Source organism: Nocardia sp. CA-136227 (assembly GCF_050955695.1).
Lineage (GTDB): Bacteria > Actinomycetota > Actinomycetes > Mycobacteriales > Mycobacteriaceae > Nocardia.
In genome coordinates this window covers 7,541,857-7,558,685 of the sequence record NZ_CP192081.1, presented here as the reverse complement: position 1 = coordinate 7,558,685, position 16,829 = coordinate 7,541,857, and the positions used below count along the sequence as shown (strand labels likewise).

Below are 16,829 nucleotides of genomic sequence, written 5' to 3'. Positions count from 1 at the left end.
CTGCGCCGATCCTGGTTCAGGCCGCGGGCCCGACCTCCCACTCCACGCAGATGACCCGCCGATCCATGTGCGCTTCCGCGAGTTCCCGCACCGCCTCCGGCCCGCCCGCGCCGGGCGCCGAGGTCAGCAGCACCGCGAAATCCGTGGGATCGGCCGCGGTCAGCTCCAGCAGATTGGTCGCCGCGACCAGTCGCGTCGCGCCGGAGGCGTGCACCACGCCCCGCACCGCCGATCCGCATTCGCGAATGTCCTGCAGTGCCGTCGCGAGGTCGGCGCGGTCGGCGCAGTCGCACCGCATCATGACGATCCGATCCTCCATGCCGGTCAGCCGGGCGGGCAGCGGCCGCGGCGTGCGGGTCAGCACCACCACGTCCCGCGCCCCGGCCGCCAGCAGCCACCGCACCGCGGCCTCCCCCTGCGGCCCCAGGCCGCCCGCGACCACGTACGTCCCTTCCGGGCGGATCTCGACCTCCGGGAACAGCGGACCGGGTGGATGTCCGTCCGAGGCGAACCCGGGTCGCGGCCAACTGCCCGAATCGCCGGAATCCGGTCGCCGCCACTGCCGTTGCGGCGGTGCGATCGTGTGCGGACCCAGCGCGGTCCAATCCACGGTCCGCCCTTCCAGATACAGCCGCGCGATCGTGCGCAACAGACTCCCCGCCTCGTCATCCGCCGCCAGCACGGGCCACGCGCCGTCCCGCAGCGCGATCCGCTCCCGCACCGCGGAGGTCAGCGCCGAGGTGGGACCGACCTCGACCACGGTCGAAAAGCCGTCCGCGACAACACCGTCCAATGCCGCCGCGAGCTCGACCGTCTGCGAGACGTTCTCGGCCCAGTACGCGCCGTCCATCCGGAGCGCGCTGTTCGGGCTGGTCGGGAGGGTGGGAGTGCCGGTGTCGTGGGCCGAGCCATCCGGGGTGTCGGGGCGTAGCACGCCGCCGCGGCGGGTGGTCGAATAGAGCGGCCACCATGGGTGCCGGGGCGCGAGATCGGTGAGCTCGCCGCGCAATTCGTGGGCGCGGCCGCGGACCATCGGCAGGTGTGGCGGTTCGTGGTCCGATCCGGCGGGTACCCGCTGTGCGAAGATGGCGCGCCGATGGGCTCGCCGGACCAGCACATCGACATACCGTGGCTCGCCCGCCACGGTGATCGCGAGGCCGTCCACCGCGGCCACCGCGACTTCCGCGCTCATCGGCGTGACCAGCTGATTCACCTCGGCGGGGGTCGCTTCCAGCACCGCCGCGGTCCCGCCGCCACCGGCCCGGGCCACCAACCGCGCTCGCGCCACCGCGACCCGCGCCCCGTCCTCGAGTGACAGCGCGCCGCACACGACCGCCGCAGCGGTCTCGCCCGCACCGTGTCCGGCGACCCCGTCCGCGTGAATACCCCACGACTCCAGCAATTCCGCCAGCGCGTACTGGAAGACGAACAGCGAGATCTGGCCGGAGACGATCCCATCGCGGCCATCCGGGATGCCCGTGTCTCCCCCGTCGCCGCTACTGGAGTTTCGGAGATCGCCGTCGATCCCATTGCCGGTCTCCCCATCGGGAAGATCACCCGCGCAGTGTGTCTCGTCGAGCTCCGAGGCATCTGCCCGGTCCTCGCCGCGACTCGATGCGGCGCCGGCCGCGGACGGCGGTGAGTGGTCCGACGCCGGGTGCGGGTGGGCCGAGGTCGGTACGGGGACATGCCCGTTCCGACCGAAACCGTAGCGTGGCGTCCACACTCGCGGCCCGCCCACCGTGACGACCGCGTCGACAGCCCTGGTGAGGGCGGCGGCGAAGACCGGGTAGCGCGCGGCGAGGGCGCGGCCCATGCGCGGATGGTCTCCGGTTCCGGGGAACAGAAAAAGCACGCCGCCGTCGGCACGTTCGCGGACCGGCGTGAAGACATCGGGCCCGGAGACCGTCGCGAACGGGGCGGCTGTCACGGGGCCGGCGCCGGGCGTCGCCAGCGGTGCCCGGGCGTGATCCGGGGCGCGACCCGTCGTGGTGCTCACCTCGATCCGGCGGGCGAGGGCGCGCAACTGGGCGGCGGCTTCGATGCCGTCGCGCGCGATGACGGCGGCGCGGGCCGGTTCGGGCACGAGTCTGGCGGTGGCGGCGGCGAATTCGCGCAGGGATCGGTACGAGCCGAGCGCGACGGCCCAGCGCAGGGCCAGGTGGTGGATGGTGATGGCGTCGGGTCCGGAGACCGGGATGAGGACGGGCGGTTCCTCGCCGCGGTCGGCGTCGGACGATCCACCCCGGCGCGGATCGTCGAGGGCGATGTGCGCGTCCACACCGCGCGCCTCGCGGAAACCGATTCCGGGGCCGCCGATTTCGGCGTACCGGCGGGTTCGGGTGCGCAGCGCGTCGCCGGTGCGTTGCAGCACCAGAACGGTGCACACCCCGGCGCCACCGCTCGCGCGGTCGCCGCCCTCGAGCCCCGCGCCCCGCGGCAGTGGCAGGCGCAGGTCCGAGATGTCCGGGAGCAGGGTGAGATCCACGCCCCCGGCGAGGACGAACGGCACGGATTCGTCGGCCAGCAGCCGGACGCCCATGTCCACCGCCACCAGCGGTGAGGCCCGCTGGCTGTCCACCGTCAGACTGGGTCCGCGCAGGTCGAGTGCACGCGACAGGTGGTGTGCCGTATTGGTGCCGCCGATCGCGCCGAACACGACCGCCGCCTGGGAACCCGTTGCCAGGCAACCCAATCCGGAGTCGTCGAGGGCTTCGACGGCCGCTTCGAGGGTGGTGCGCTGGCGCGGGGTCAGGCCGACGGCGGCGAGCCGGTCCAGCCCGAACCACGCGTGGTCGAAGTCGGTGCCGGTGGCCCGGCAGCCGACACCGACAATCGACACCCTCGTCGCCGGGATGTGATCGGTGGTCGTTCTCGTACTGTGGTGCACAGGAATGCCCTCCCGTGTCCGCGCGCTGTCGGCCGTCGAGGTACTCCGGCGATTCTGCCAAGATTTCCTCGCGGTCTGAAGACCTTTCGTGCAGGCACGGCCCCGCAACCGGCGCGAGGCTCACCGCCGCCTGGGATTACGAGGCGGTGCGAGAGTGAAAGGGCTGGTCGAAATCCTCGGCCGTGGCGTGGGTACTGAAGAAGCGCAGTGCTAGGTTCACCGCGTCCTGTTCGGTGTACACACCGGAGATGGCCATGGTCCGGCGCAGCGCGTCGTCGTCGAGATAGATTCGAGTGATTGCCATTTCAGGCACCTCCGCCGCATCCGTCGTTACCGAAAAGCATGACGGATCCAGCGTCCGCGGATACCCCGAATGACGAGAGCCCTCGGCACGAGTGCCAAGGGCTCTTGTCGTAATTGTCTGGGACGTACCGGCTTTCGCCGGAATCATCCCGACGGGTCTCAGCCGAGCATGCCCGCCAGTCGCTGCCCGATCAGCGCCTCGGCCTCGGCGACCATGCGCGACACCAGCTCGCCGCAGGTCGGGATGTCGTCGATGAGGCCCTGCACCTGACCGGCCGACCAGATGCCGGCGTCCAGGTCGCCCTCCTCGAACACGCGGCGACCGCGGGCACCCGCGACCAGGTCCCGGACGTCCTCGAACTTGCCGCCGGCCTTCTCGATCTCGACGACCTTGCGGCTGATCTCGTTGTCCGCCACCCGCGCGGTGTTGTGCATGGTGCGGAAGATGAGCTGGGTGGCCCGCTCGGAGTTGGCGACGATCTGCTCCTTGACCGTCTGGTGGATGGCCGACTCCTGGGTGCACATGAAACGGGTGCCCATGTTCACGCCGTCCGCGCCCAGCGCCAGCGCCGCGACCAGGCCGCGCGCGTCGGCGATACCGCCGGACGCGATCACCGGGATGTCGAGCGCCCGGGTGGCGGCCGGGATCAGGATCAGACCGGGCACGTCGTCCTCGCCGGGGTGGCCGGCGCATTCGAAGCCGTCGATGGACACGCCGTCGACGCCGATCTTCTGGGCCTTGAGCGCGTGCCGGACGCTGGTGCACTTGTGCAGCACCTTGATCCCGGCTTCCTTGTAGTACGGCAGGAACGGCTCGGGGTTGGAGCCGGCGGTCTCCACGATCTTCACGCCGGAGTCGATGATGGCCTGCGCGTACTCCTGGTACGGCGGCGGGTTGATCGACGGCAGGATGGTGACGTTCACGCCGAAGGGCTTGTCGGTCAGCTCCCGCGCGCGGTCGATCTCGCGGCGCAGGTCGTCGGGGGTGGGCTGGGTCAGCGCGGTGATGATGCCGAGGCCGCCCGCTTCGGAGACGGCCGCGGCGAGCTCGGCGCGGCCGACCCACATCATGCCGCCCTGCACGATGGGGTGCTCCACTCCGAAGGTCTCGGTGAATCTGGTCTTCAGTGCCATGGGCGCTGTCCTCTCCCTGCCTCTCGCAACTGCCCCGATACTCGCATAGTTGCATATGGAGCGACAACCCTGATGTGAGTCGGAGTTTGCATAAACGCAGTGCCGTCACCTGTGGGTCTGTGGATGGGTGCCTGTGGACAACCGGGTAGTACACCCCCGAATACAGCCTCTGAACTGCTGGATGACTGGGTGAGAACTTATCGATGAATCCTTCTCTGTAACCCTTGTCACGTCAGAAAGTTAAGCGGTATTCTCACGGTTGATCAGCGTGAAAGGACACCGCATGACCTTCCAGCCGCTAGACGAGCCGATCCGATCGGTTCGCAACCACTGGGTGAACCAGATCGCCACGCACGCGGCCATGCGGCCCGGGCACGTGGCCTTCAAGTTCAAGGGCGCGGAGACCACCTGGAAGCAGCTGCACGAGCGGTCGGAGAAGTTCGCCGACGCGCTGTCCCGTCGAGGGGTCGGGTTCGGCGATCGCGTGCTCATCCTGGCGCTGAACTACACCGAGTACATCGAGGCGGTCATGGGCATCAACGCCCTCGGCGCCATCGCGGTGCCGGTGAACTTCCGGCTCACCCCGCCCGAGGTCGCCTACATCGTGGCCGACTCCGGCGCGCGGGCGATCGTCACCGACTCGGTGCTGCGGCCGCTCGCGGTGGGCGTGGCCGGACAGGCCGCGGAGCTGTCCACCGTGGTCGTGATCAACGGGCAGTCCGGGGAGGGCGTGCTCGGCTACGACGAGCTGCTCGCCGAGCCGGGCGAACCCCATGCGCCGCTGGACATTCCGGAGGACACGCCCTGCCTGATCATGTACACCTCGGGCACCACCGGCAGCCCCAAGGGCGCGGTGCTCACCCACGCGAACATGAACGCGCAGGCGCTGACCTGTATCCGGGCCCTGGAGATCAGCCCCGATTCCATCGGCTTCTGCACCTCCCCGCTGTTCCACATCGCCGGATTGGGCAGTCTCGCCCCGTATTTCATGCTCGGCGGCACCACCGTGCTGCACCCGCTGGGCGCGTTCGACGCCACCGAGTTCCTGGACGCCATCGAGGCCGAGCAGGCCACCACCGCGTTCTGCGTTCCGGCGCAGTGGCAGCTCATCTGTGAGGAGCCCACCGTCAAGCAGCGCAAGCTGGCCCTGCGGGCGCTGTCGTGGGGCGCGGCCCCCGCCTCGGACACGGTGCTGCGGGCCATGGCCGACTGCTTCCCGGACGCCTTCAACGTGGCGGTCTTCGGTCAGACCGAGCTGTCACCCATCACCTGCGTGCTCGAGGGCAAGGACGCGCTGCGCAAGCTCGGCTCGGTCGGCCTGCCCATCCCGACCCTGCAGGTCCGGGTCGTCGACGACGAGATGAACGATGTCGCCCCGGGCGAGATCGGCGAGATCGTCTACCGCGGACCGACTCTCATGCAGCGCTACTGGAACAAGCCCGAAGCCACCGCGGAGGCCTTCCACGGCGGCTGGTTCCACTCCGGTGACCTGGTCCGCCGCGACGAGGAGGGCTTCGTCTACGTGGTGGACCGCAAGAAGGACATGATCATCTCCGGCGGCGAGAACATCTACTGCGCCGAGGTCGAGAACGTGCTCTTCGCGCACCCCAAGATCCACGAGGCCGCCGTGGTCGGCCGCGCCCACGAGAAGTGGGGCGAGGTGCCGGTGGCGGTGGTCGCGCTGGCGGCGGGCATCGACGAGCTGACCCTCGAGGAGCTCGAGCCGTTCCTGAACGAGTCCCTGGCCCGCTACAAGCACCCCAAGCACCTGGTGGTGGTGCCCGAACTGCCCCGCAATGCCAGCGGCAAGGTCGTGAAGGTCGCACTGCGCGACCAGTATTCGGCCTGATCGGCTACGGCTGGTCGTTCAGATCATGTCTTTGGCGGTGAGCCAGCGCATGATCGGCCAGCCGCAGAACACCGGCAGCCAGCAGGTCAGCACGCGATAGAGGAGCACGGCGGGGACCGCGATCCCCGCCGACACTCCGAACGCGGCCAGACCACCGATGAGCGCGGCCTCCACCGCGCCCACACCGCCGGGCGTCGGCGCGGCCGAGGCCAGCGTGCCGCCGATCATGGTGACGATGGTGACGGTCACGAAAGTCGTACTGCCGCCGAAGGCTTCGATACTGGCCCACAGCGCCAGCGCCATACCGAGGGTGGTGGTGGCGCAGCCGCCCACGATCATGGCCAGCCGTCCCGGCCGCCGGGCCAGATCCTTCAACTGGCCCAGCACGTCCGCCAGCTGCGGGCGCACCTCGTTGAGCAGCCACTTGCGCACCTTGGGGACGAACATGGTCACACCCAGCAAGCCCAGCAGCGCGCCCGCCACCAGGTACAGCACAGTGGCGCTGGGCACGAAATGCGAGAGGTCGGTGGAGGTTCCGGCGAGCGCGCCGAAGATCAGCAGCAGCACCACGTGGGTCACCACCTGCACGGTCTGCTGCAGGGCGACCGCGGCGGTAGCGCGCACCGCGCCCAGCCCGCCCTTCTGCAGGAAGCGCACGCTCAAGGCCAGACCGCCCACGCCGGCCGGGGTGGTGGTCGCGGCGAAGGTGTTGGCGATCTGCATGAGCAGCAGGTTGCCGAACTTCACGGCCTCGGAGGCGCACGCCCACAACGCCATCGCCGCGCCCACGTAGGTCAGCGCGGACACGGTCAGCCCGAGCAGCGCCCACCCCCAGTTCAGGTTGCCCAGTTCGGAGGCGAAGGTCGGCACCGCGCTGATGTACGGGTAGGCCACGTACACCAGGCCGATCAGCAGGACCAGCTGGATGATCTGGTTGCGCGAGAAGCGGTTGATCTGCGCGGCCTCGATCTTGTCCTGCCCGGTCTGCGCGGCCACCTCGGCGCGAATGTCCTTCATCAGATCGCCCGCGTCCGGCACGGCCTTGCGGACGTGGGCGGGCATGGCGGTCTTGGTGAGCCGGGCCGAGGCGTCGAGAACGGCCTGTTTGTCGAGCACCTCGAGCGCGGTCCGCACCGCCGGACCGGTGCCGAACAGGTTCGCCGAAGACAGCAGCAGCTGCGCCACGTCGGAGTCGAAACGCACCTGGTACGTGCCGAATTCGGATTGCACGAAGCCGCCGAAGAGGACGGCGTCATCGAGGATGCGGATCTCGTCGGTGCGCAGATCGCCGTGCGACATCTGGGCCTGGTGCATGCGGTGCAGCGCCTGCCACACCCGGGTCAGCGCGGCTTCGCCGTCGGCGGCGGTGAGCGGGTGGCCCTGGGGCACGGTGTGCGCGTACACCGTCCAGCCGCGGTCCAGCGCCGCCACCGTGAGCGGCTTGTTGCTGGCCAGCCCCAGATCGGCGATGGCGAATCCCATCAGCGCCTTGTGCTCGACCGCGCGCCGCATGGACGCGAAGGGGGCCGGATACTCGCCGCTGCGAATCGTCAGCCAGCGCCGCAACTGCTGGAGCATGCCGCGGCTGCGCTGGTTCGCGCCGTACATCTCGACGATCAATTCGTCATCGGGGGACGCGGATTCGCCGGTCTCGGCCGCGCCGGTCGGGCCGTTGGGCGAGGCGCTCAGCTCCGCCTGCGGCGTCGTCGAGGCCGAAAGCACCAGCGGCCCACGGGCGGCTGGGCGCAGCACCGTGAACGCGGTAACCCGGATGCCGCGCTGGGCCAGCACCCGCACCGCGGCGGCCAGCGGCACCTCCAGCGCGGGAGTACCGACCACCAGCACGATCACCGCGCCCACCAGCCAGCCCACCACCAGGCCCAGCGCCGCGCGGGCGGGCACCACCAGCGAGACGAACAGGTGGATCGGCACGAACGCCAGCAGCAGCGTCCACCACCAGCGCCGGGCCCGGGCGGGCAGCCACGGGCTGGCCACCGTGAGCGTGGCGGCCAGCATGGCGATCCAGCGCGGGTCGTCGAGGAACTGCGACAGGAAGGTGTTGACCTGCCCCGGTGCGGACAGATGCCAGCGCGGCGCGGAGAAGCCACTGTCGGTGATGGAGAACAGCGCCAGCGCGATCAGGCCCGCCGAGGTGAAGCCCGCCAGCAGCTTCCACTGCCGGCGCAGCACCAGCCGCACCAGGATGGCGAAGGGCAGCACCAGCACGGCGATGCCGTAGACGATGTAGACCAGGTTGGACTGTTCCGGGGTCAAGAACCCCACGATCTTGGAGACCGATCCTTCCAGCGCCTCCCATTGCGGCCTGCTGATCAGCGATCCCGCGATGACCACGGCCACCGACAGTGCGGACAGCACGACGCGCAGGATGTCACTGGTTCGGCGGATCCGCGGCTGCAGCAGGCTGCCGGAGACGGGAATCTCCCGCCCGTCGACTCGCATGTCCTAGTTCGCGCTTTCGGATCGTGGGAACGGCTGTGGTCCCAGGGTCGGCTGACGCCGCTAACCGTAACCCGTGCGTCGGACACTGCCCGACAAGCCCGGCCCGAAGCCTCCGCCGCGCCCGGTTCCGGTATCGGTTTTTGCGGCTTATTCCGAGGATCGGGCGGCGGTTCGACCGGCGTGCGAGGATCTGCCCGTGGTGCTCGATCTGCGTGTCTGCTTTCTGGGGGAGTCATTCGTCGCCGGGGTCGGTGATCATAAATGCCTGGGGTGGGCGGGGCGGCTGGCGGCCCGCGCCACTGCGGCCGGGCAGCCTCTGACCTACTACAACCTGGGGATCCGCCGCGAGAACAGCACCGAGCTACGGGGGCGGTGGGAGGCCGAATGCGCGCCCCGGCTGCCCGCGAGCGCGGACTGCCGGGTGGTGATCTCCACCGGCGTCAACGACACCCAGTTCGAGAACGGGCGTCCCCGAGTCGATTCCGCGGAGTCGGTGCGCAATCTGGCCGATATCCTGCGCCGGGCGCGGGAAAAGGGTTGGCGGGCAATGGTGGTCGCGCCGCCGCCGAACGTCGACGACGAGCACAATGCCCGGCTGCTGGACCTCGACGTCCGCTACGCCGAGCTGTGCGAGCAGGCGCAGGCGCCCTACCTGCGGGCCCATCAGCCCTTACGTGAGAACCGGATCTGGATGCGCGATATCGCCGCCGGTGACGGCTTCCACCCGAGCGCGACCGGCTACGACGAATTCGCCGCCCTGCTCGCCCCTCACTGGCTGCTCTGGCTCGCCGATCCAGGCTCGGAACTGCCTGTCGTGCGCTGATTCTCGCCGGGGCCCAGCCACTGGTCCACCATGCCCTCCAGCCGCGGCTGCCGGGTGGAGGCCACCAGCCCGGAACCGACCAGCACCCCGAGCGCGATGGCCAGCACCGTGAGCACCGCGGTGACCAGGATGTGCAGGCTGTTGGGGTCGTTGCGGGTGATCAGATCCGACACCCCGCTCAAACTCATGCCGCCGGGCACCAGCATCCAGAAGGCGGGCAGGAACACCGCCTGCGTCGGCGGCGCGTTGCGGTATCGCTGCACCAGGTAGGCGACCGGCACCGCGATCATGCCGCCCAGGAACGAGCCGAGCAGTCCGCCGCCGAGATGCGTGCCCACCTGCTGGCCCGCGAACGCCGCGTACAGCACGATCAACAGCCAGGGCAGGGATTTGGGCGGTGCGCTGGCCCGCCAGCTGTGCCCCAGCCCGATCAGCAGCACACCGAGCGCCGGTGTCCACCAACCCAATCCGTGCCCGGGCTGCGGCGCGACCGTAGTCGCCCGGTCGCCCAGCAGCTGCAGACCGACCAGCACCCCGAAGGCGAGCAGGATCAGCTTGTTGAAGCTGTAGATGGTGCGACTGGCTCCCGCGATCATGGACCCGGTGGCCAGTTCGATCGAGCCGGTGGTGAGCATGGCGCCCGGCAGCAGGCTCGACACCGCGGGCACCAGCAGCTGGGAGGGATTGCCGCCGCCCAGCGCGTTCGGAAAACCGAAGGACAGCAAGGTGACCACCGCGCCCGCCAGCACCGGCAGGCCCGTCGACACCAGCCGGAACCGGTCGGCGCCCATGATCAGCAGCTGCACCATGAGTCCGAGCACGACATAGCCGAGCAGCGCGGTCGAGGTGGGGTTGAGCATCAGGCCCAGTCCCACGGTGAGCACCACATTGCCGAGCAGCAGCCGCCACACCGGCGTCGGCTGCGGGGAGGTGAGGATCTCCGCGAGGTCGGCGGTGGCCTCGGCGGGCGGTGGCACCTCCCGCTTGATCCGGTCGATGAGCCGGTAGAGCTCCGCGATCTGATCCAGGCGCAGGGTGCCGGAGTCCGCCTCGAGCAGGTCCACCGCCGAGCCGCGCGAATCCTGCACGCGCACGAACACTCCCGTGGGGAGCACGAAGAAGTGCACCTCGGTGGCGTCGTAGCGGTGGGCCAGATCGTCGAGGATGTCCTGCACCATGGTGGTGGTCTCGCCGGAGCGGATGAGCGCGACGCCCATGTGCCGCAGCAGATCCAGCAGATCGGCGGAGATCGGCGGTTCCTCCGGCGGCGGGGCCTGATCGGCGGGCGCGGAGGCGTCGGCGCTCACCCGGCGCAGCCAGCGGTCCATCGATCCGGCGGCCCGGCGGGTGACCTCGTACAGACCGCGCGACACGGCGGCCTGCCCGCGGGTGGCGCGCCGGTGCTGGGGATGGTGCCGGGACTGACTCGTCGTCCTCGCCTTTCGAATAGGGCAACCTCGTAGCAATTCGAATCTAGCGCGCGCGAACGCCCGAATCGCCGGACGCGACCACCGTCACTCCCCGCGTGCCGCCCCTCCCGACACGGAACCGCCGGTAGCATGCCGCCCGAATCCCACCTTCCAAGCCAGGGGGTATGCCTACCGGTTGCCCTGTTCCTAACCTGGTGGCATGGATATCGACACGCGACTGCTGCGTTACTTCCTGGCAGTCGCGGATGCGGAGAACCTGCCGCGGGCGGCGCAGCGACTGCATGTCGCGCAGCCCGCGCTGGCGACCCAGATCAAACAGCTCGAACAGCAGCTGGGTGTGGAGCTGTTCATCCGGTCTCGGGCGGGCTGGACCCTGACCGCGGCCGGCAAGGTGCTCGCCGAGCGGCTGCCCGCGCTGCTCGCGTCCTGGGACCGGATCCTGCGCGACACCAAGAGCGACTCCAGCCGCGCCTCCCGGGTGCTGCGGCTGGGCTGTGTGAACAGCGCGGCCGACAGCCATATCCCGGAGATCATCCGGGTCTTCCACCGGCTGCACCCGGACTGGCAGGTCGATCTGCACCAGGGCGGCTGGACCGACCCGACCGCGGGACTCGACGAGGGCGATGTGGATGTCGCCCTGCTGCGCTTGCCCTTTCCCGGCCAGGACGAATATCACCTGCGGGAACTGTTCGCCGAACCGCGCTGGATCGCGCTGCCCGAGGACCATCCGCTCGCCGACCGCCACGACATCGCGTTCCGGGAGCTGTGGGACGAGCCCTACGTCGCCTCCCCCGCCGAAACCGGTTGGTGGCGCGACTATTGGATGGGCCTGGACTCGCGGCCCGCGGACACCGCCATCATCGGCGCCATCGCCCGCAATACCGACGAATGGCTGCGCGCCATCGCCAACGGCTTCGGGGTGAGCTTCACCCCCGCCTCCACCTCCCGCACCGAATTCCCGGGCGTGGTGTTCCGGCCCGTGCACGGCATCGGCCCCACCCGGGTCGCCGTGGTGTGGCCGGACGCCTCCGAGGCCGATCCGGTGGTGCGCTACTTCATTCGCTGCTGCTCCGACATCATGGGCGGCCAGCACGGCGCGGACGGTCGCCGCACGTCCTAGCCCCCGGGGAGCCGCCGGTCGGACATGATGGAGACATGAGCGACCAGCACGAACACTGGCAGCGCACCTATCGCACGCATCCGGGCATGTACGGCGAGCAGCCGTCGGAGGCCGCGGTGTACGCGGCCGACCTGTTCCGCGAGCAGGGCGCCGTCGAGGTGCTGGAACTGGGTGCGGGCCACGGCCGCGACGCGATCTACCTGGCGCGCCGCGGTTTTCGGGTGACGGCCACCGATTTCAGCGCCGTCGGGCTGGCCCAGTTGCGGGAATGGGCGGACGCGGCCGGGTTGAGCGCGCGAGTGACCACCCTGGAACACGATGTCCGCCAGCCGATTCCGCTGCCCTACCGCAGCGTGGACGCGGTCTACGCGCACATGCTGCTGTGCATGAACCTCAGCACCCAGGAACTGCGGGACCTGGTCGCCGAGATCCGCCGGGTGCTCAAGCCCGGCGGGGCGTTCGTCTACACCGTCCGCAATACCGACGACGCGCACTTCGGCACCGGTAAGGCGCTGGGCGACGACATCTACGAGCACGGCGGGTTCGCGGTGCACTTCTTCTCCGAGGCGCTGGTGGACAGCCTGGCCGCGGGCTGGGAACTGCGCGACCGGCACTCGTTCGAGGAGGGCGAGCTGCCGCGGCGGCTGTGGCGGGTCACCCAGCTGCTGCCCTCCCGCTGACGAGACCCGCTCAGTCCTGTTCCAGGACGGCCATGGCGGCATTGTGCCCGCCGATGCCGCTGACCCCGCCGCCGCGCACCGCGCCCGCCCCGCACAGCAGGACATTCCGATGCCCGGTCGCGACTCCCCAGCGCTCCGCCGGGCTGTCGGCGGTGCCGGTGCGATAGGGAAAAGCCAAGTCCGCGTGGAAGATGTGCCCGCCGGGCAGGCCCACTTCGCGTTCGAGTTCGACCGGGGTCCGGGCCTCGATGCACGGGTTGCCCTCGCCGTCCAGGGCCAGGCAGTCACCGATGGGTTCGGCCAGCACCGAATCCAGCTGCGCCAGAGTGGCGTCCACCAGGCGCCGCTTCGCGCCGCGCGGGTCGTCGGCGAAAAGCCGTGCGGGCGTGTGGAGGCCGAACAGGGTGAGGGTGTGGAAGCCGTTCTCGATCAGCTCCGGCGCGAGGATCGACGGGTCGGTGAGGGTGTGGCAGTAGATCTCCGACGGCGGCGCCGAGGGCAGCTCGCCCGCCGCGGCCTCCCGGTAGGCGCGGTCGAGCTGGGCCGCGGATTCGGAGACATGGAAGGTTCCGGCGAAGGCGGTGCGCGGATCCACGCGTGGGTCACGGAGTTTCGGCAGCCGCCGCAGCAGCATATTGATCTTCAGCTGCGCGCCTTCGGGTTTGTCGGCCGACTCGCCCAGCAGGCCCGCCAGCGTGTACGGCGCGGCGTTCACCAGCACGTGCCGGGCACCGGCCGTGCCGGTGCGATCGCCCTGGGTGAAGCGGACTTCCGCGGTGTCGCCGTCGGTGTCGATGCCGATGACGGTGCGGCCGGTCCGGATCTCCGCCCCCGCCCGGCGGGCCGCCGCCGCGAGCGCGTCGGTGAGCGCGCCCATACCGCCGACCGGCACGTTCCAGTCGCCGGTGCCGCCGCCGATCACGTGATGCAGGAAGCAGCGGTTCTGCAGCAGTGACGGATCGTGGGCGTGGGTGAAGGTGCCGATCAACGCGTCGGTGAGCACCACGCCGCGCACGGTGTCGTCGGTGAAGGCGGCCTCCACCGACTCCCCCAGGGGCCGTTCGAAGATCGCCTCCCAGGCGGCGGAATCATCGACCGTGCGCTGCAATTCGGCGCGGGTGGGCAGCGGGTGGGTGAGCGTCGGGAACACCCGCTCGGCCAGCCGACCGGTCGTGGCGTAGAACCGCTGCCACGCTTCGTAATCCCGCTCGGACCCGGTGACCTGCGCGAAGCTCGCGCGGGTCGCCGACTCGGAGCCGTTGTCCACCAGCAGCCCCGCATCGCCGATCGGCGTGTACGAGGAGACGCGGCGCTTGCGGGTCTCGAAACTCAGATCCAGGTCCCGGACGATCCGTTCGGGCAGCAGGCTCACCAGATACGAGTACCGCGACAGCCGCGCGTCGAAGCCGGGGAACACCCGCTCGGAGACGGCCGCGCCGCCGGTATGGTCCGCGCGTTCCAGTACCAGCACCGACTTCCCGGCCCGGGCCAGGTAGGCGGCGGCCACCAACCCGTTGTGGCCGCCGCCGACCACGATCACGTCGTATCCCGCCTGCGTCATACACCCATCGCATCACACCGGGGGCGGCGCGAGCGGCTAGCGGGTGCTCATGTCGAGCGCGGCGAGGTAGCTGAACAGCACCGACGCGCCGATCGGGTTGCCGCCACCGGGGTAGACGGTGCCGCTGACCGCGGCCATGGTGTTGCCCGCGGCGTACAGACCCGGGATGGGGTCGCCCGCCTCGTTCAGGACGCGGGCGGCGGTGTCGGTGCGCAGGCCGCCCTTGGTGCCCAGATCGGAGATGCCGAAGGCGGCCGCGTGGAACGGGCCCTGCACGATCGGGGCCAGCGGCGGTTCGCCATTGGAGAAGGCGCGGTCGTAGGCCTCGTCGCCGCGGCCGAAGTCCGGATCGACACCCTCGGTCACGAATTCGTTGAAGCGGGCCACGGTGGCGACCAGCGCGTCGGCGGGGACGCCGATCTCCGCGGCCAGGCCTTCCAGGGTGTCGGCGGTCTTCCACAGGCCCGCCTCGATGAAGCGTTCCGCCTCGACCATCGGCACATTGCTGGCCTTGATCGGCGGCACCACGCCCTCGGCGTCGTCGTAGACCATCCAGAACGGGAGGGTCGCCGACCCGTCGTCCAGGTGCTCGATGATGTCGCGGCCGAGCCGGTCGTAGGGCGCGGACTCGTTGACGAACCGTTCACCGGCCTGGTTGACGAAGATGCCGCCGGTGAACCACAGCGCGAACGCCGCGCGCCCGTCGGGATGGATGAGGCCCGGCGACCACCACGCCTGATCCATCAGGTCGGTGTCCGCACCCGCCGCGATGCCCGCCACGTGCGCCTTGCCCTGATTACCCCACGGCCCCATGGTGTCCCGGGCTACGCCCGGCACGCCGTAGCGCTGCCGCAGCTCGTCGTTGCCCTCGAAACCGCCGGCCGCCAGCAGCACGCCCTTACGGGCCCGGATGGCGATCCGCTGCCCGTCGCGCTCCACGATCGCACCGGTCACCGCGCCGTCCTCGGTCACCAGCTCGACCAGCGCGGTGTTCAGGTGTAGCGCCACGTTCGGGTACTTCGACAGGCCCAGCAGGAAGCGGCCGACCAGGGCGCGCCCGCCGATCAGATAGTCCGGCTGCGGGTCGCCGTGCCGTTCGGTGGCCAGCGGTCCGCGCACGGACTCGCTCAGCTCACCGAGCTTGGCGGCCTTCAGCGGCGCGGGCACGATGTGCCGCTTGCCGTCCAGGCGCGCCTTCGGGGCCTTGCCGAAGTAGTCCGGCCACGGGAACATCTGGAACTTGAACGCCTCGTCCTGCTCCAGGTACTCGATGACCTTCGCGCCATTGCGGATGTAGGTCTCCTGCAGGTCCGCCGGGGTGCGGTCGCCGACCACCGCGCGGAAGTAGGTGAGCGCGTCCTCCACGGTGTCGTCCACGCCCTCACGCCGCAGCACCGGGTTGCAGGGGAACCAGACGCCGCCGCCACCGGAGAACGAGGTGGTGCCGCCGAACTTCTCGGTGGCCTCGACCACCGCCACGCTCAGCCCCTCGCGGGCGGCCGTATAGGCCCCGGCCAGGCCGCCGCCCGACCCTGCCACCAGGACATCGACTTCTTCGTTCCAGTCCGTCACCGTTTGCTCCCTGATCGACGCGGTCTCTTCGCGCGACGGTATGCGGCCGGGCGCGGCCCGCGCATCAACTATCCCAATGGCCGGATAGCCGATCTGTTCCAGGAGGTCAGAACGATTTTGCCGCGCACCCGCCCGGACTCGCCCAGCGCGTGTGCCGCGGCCGCGTCGGCGAGCGGCAGCACCCGATCGATCACCGCGAGCAAACGACCGGCCACCACCAGCTCCGCCACCCGGGCGAGGTCCGCGCCGGACGGCGTGAAGTAGTGGCGGTGGTAGCGCGGATCGTCGAGCGCCTCCTCGCCCTGGGCGTCGATCACGCGGCCGTGCGGGGTGAGCACGCGCAGTGATCGGGCCGCGTAGTCGCCGCCGACCAGATCGAAGGCCAGGTCCACGTCGCGCACGGCGGTGGTGAAATCGGTTGTCGTGTAATCGATCAGCTCGTCGGTGCCCAGGTCGCGCAGGAATTCGTGGTTGGTGGTGCGGGCGGTGCCGATCACGTACGCGCCACGCGCCTTCGCGATCTGCACCGCCAGATGGCCGACTCCGCCCGCTGCCGCGTGCACCAGAACCCGTTGTCCCGGTTCGACTTCGGAGAGAGCCTGCCATGCCGTGAGCGCCGCGGTCGGCAGCGCGGCGGCTCGGATGTGATCGAGTCCGGCGGGCTTGGTGGCGAGGAATTCCGCGGGGGTCACCGTGTATTCGGCGTTCGCGCCCGAGCGGCTGACCACATTGCCGAAAACCTCGTCTCCGGGCCGGAATTCGGTGACCTCCGCCCCGACCTCGGCGACCTCGCCGGACAGGTCCAGGCCCAACGTGAACGGCGGCGGGCCCAGTTTGGTGATCGCACCGGAGCGCAGTTTCCAATCGGCGGCATTGATCGAGGTGGCCGCTACCCGAACCAGCACCTCGCGCGCGCCGGGCCGCGGCCGTTCGACCTCCACCGTCTCCAGCACGCCGGGTCCGCCGAGGGTGCGCTGACTGATCGCTTTCATGATCTCGATCCTGCG

The 16,829-nt window shown here is 70.2% G+C and carries 12 protein-coding genes; 4 read left to right on the top strand and 8 right to left on the bottom strand.

All coding sequences use genetic code 11. The annotated features are described in order from the left end of the window. Positions 1 to 16 precede the first annotated feature (16 nt). The 3 genes from ACQP06_RS34950 to ACQP06_RS34940 all read right to left on the bottom strand — a co-directional run bounded on the left by ACQP06_RS34950 (position 17) and on the right by ACQP06_RS34940 (position 4,327). Positions 17 to 2,842: an acyltransferase domain-containing protein gene (locus ACQP06_RS34950; protein WP_433669389.1), complete on the bottom strand. Its 2,826-nt coding sequence runs from the start codon at positions 2,840 to 2,842 to the stop codon at positions 17 to 19. Between the two features lie 184 nt (positions 2,843 to 3,026). After that, entirely contained in the window at positions 3,027 to 3,194 is a 168-nt protein-coding gene (locus tag ACQP06_RS34945) for a type II toxin-antitoxin system VapB family antitoxin (protein ID WP_357098794.1), read from the bottom strand. 158 nt (positions 3,195 to 3,352) lie between these two features. After that, positions 3,353 to 4,327: an NAD(P)H-dependent flavin oxidoreductase gene (locus tag ACQP06_RS34940; protein ID WP_433669387.1), complete on the bottom strand. Its 975-nt coding sequence runs from the start codon at positions 4,325 to 4,327 to the stop codon at positions 3,353 to 3,355. A gap of 283 nt (positions 4,328 to 4,610) precedes the next feature. Here ACQP06_RS34940 and fadD5 point away from each other — a divergent pair, with 283 nt between their 5' ends. Beyond that, on the top strand, positions 4,611 to 6,176 hold the full coding sequence (gene fadD5, locus ACQP06_RS34935; protein ID WP_433669385.1) for a fatty-acid--CoA ligase FadD5: 1,566 nt from the start codon (positions 4,611 to 4,613) through the stop codon (positions 6,174 to 6,176). Positions 6,177 to 6,194: 18 nt separating this feature from the next. Here fadD5 and ACQP06_RS34930 read toward each other — a convergent pair whose 3' ends face one another. Beyond that, a complete protein-coding gene (locus tag ACQP06_RS34930; protein ID WP_433669383.1) occupies positions 6,195 to 8,636 on the bottom strand; it encodes a lysylphosphatidylglycerol synthase transmembrane domain-containing protein in 2,442 nt (813 codons plus the stop codon). Between the two features lie 196 nt (positions 8,637 to 8,832). On the opposite strand from ACQP06_RS34930, the gene ACQP06_RS34925 reads away from it, so the two are divergent. Beyond that, a complete protein-coding gene (locus tag ACQP06_RS34925; protein WP_433669381.1) occupies positions 8,833 to 9,459 on the top strand; it encodes a GDSL-type esterase/lipase family protein in 627 nt (208 codons plus the stop codon). Here the strand turns inward: ACQP06_RS34925 and ACQP06_RS34920 are convergent. After that, positions 9,405 to 10,832 carry a threonine/serine ThrE exporter family protein gene (locus tag ACQP06_RS34920; RefSeq protein WP_433669380.1) on the bottom strand — a complete coding sequence of 476 codons (1,428 nt, stop codon included), beginning with the start codon at positions 10,830 to 10,832 and terminating at the stop codon, positions 9,405 to 9,407. The two genes, ACQP06_RS34925 and ACQP06_RS34920, sit on opposite strands and share 55 nt — an antisense overlap. 256 nt (positions 10,833 to 11,088) lie before the next feature. Between ACQP06_RS34920 and ACQP06_RS34915 the strand changes: the two genes are divergently transcribed. After that, positions 11,089 to 12,009, top strand: a complete 921-nt coding sequence (locus ACQP06_RS34915; RefSeq protein ID WP_433669378.1) for a LysR family transcriptional regulator — start codon at positions 11,089 to 11,091, stop codon at positions 12,007 to 12,009. Positions 12,010 to 12,044: 35 nt separating this feature from the next. Further along, positions 12,045 to 12,689, top strand: a complete 645-nt coding sequence (locus ACQP06_RS34910) for a class I SAM-dependent methyltransferase (RefSeq protein WP_433669376.1) — start codon at positions 12,045 to 12,047, stop codon at positions 12,687 to 12,689. 10 nt (positions 12,690 to 12,699) lie between these two features. Here the strand turns inward: ACQP06_RS34910 and ACQP06_RS34905 are convergent, their stop codons facing one another. The 3 genes from ACQP06_RS34905 to ACQP06_RS34895 form a co-directional block, all read right to left on the bottom strand. After that, a complete protein-coding gene (locus ACQP06_RS34905; RefSeq protein WP_433669375.1) occupies positions 12,700 to 14,250 on the bottom strand; it encodes a phytoene desaturase family protein in 1,551 nt (516 codons plus the stop codon). A gap of 36 nt (positions 14,251 to 14,286) precedes the next feature. Beyond that, positions 14,287 to 15,822, bottom strand: coding sequence for an FAD-binding protein (locus ACQP06_RS34900; protein ID WP_433669373.1), 1,536 nt, complete (start codon positions 15,820 to 15,822; stop codon positions 14,287 to 14,289). A 68-nt stretch (positions 15,823 to 15,890) separates the two neighbouring features. Next, positions 15,891 to 16,814, bottom strand: a complete 924-nt coding sequence (locus ACQP06_RS34895; protein ID WP_433669371.1) for an NADP-dependent oxidoreductase — start codon at positions 16,812 to 16,814, stop codon at positions 15,891 to 15,893. Positions 16,815 to 16,829 lie beyond the last annotated feature (15 nt).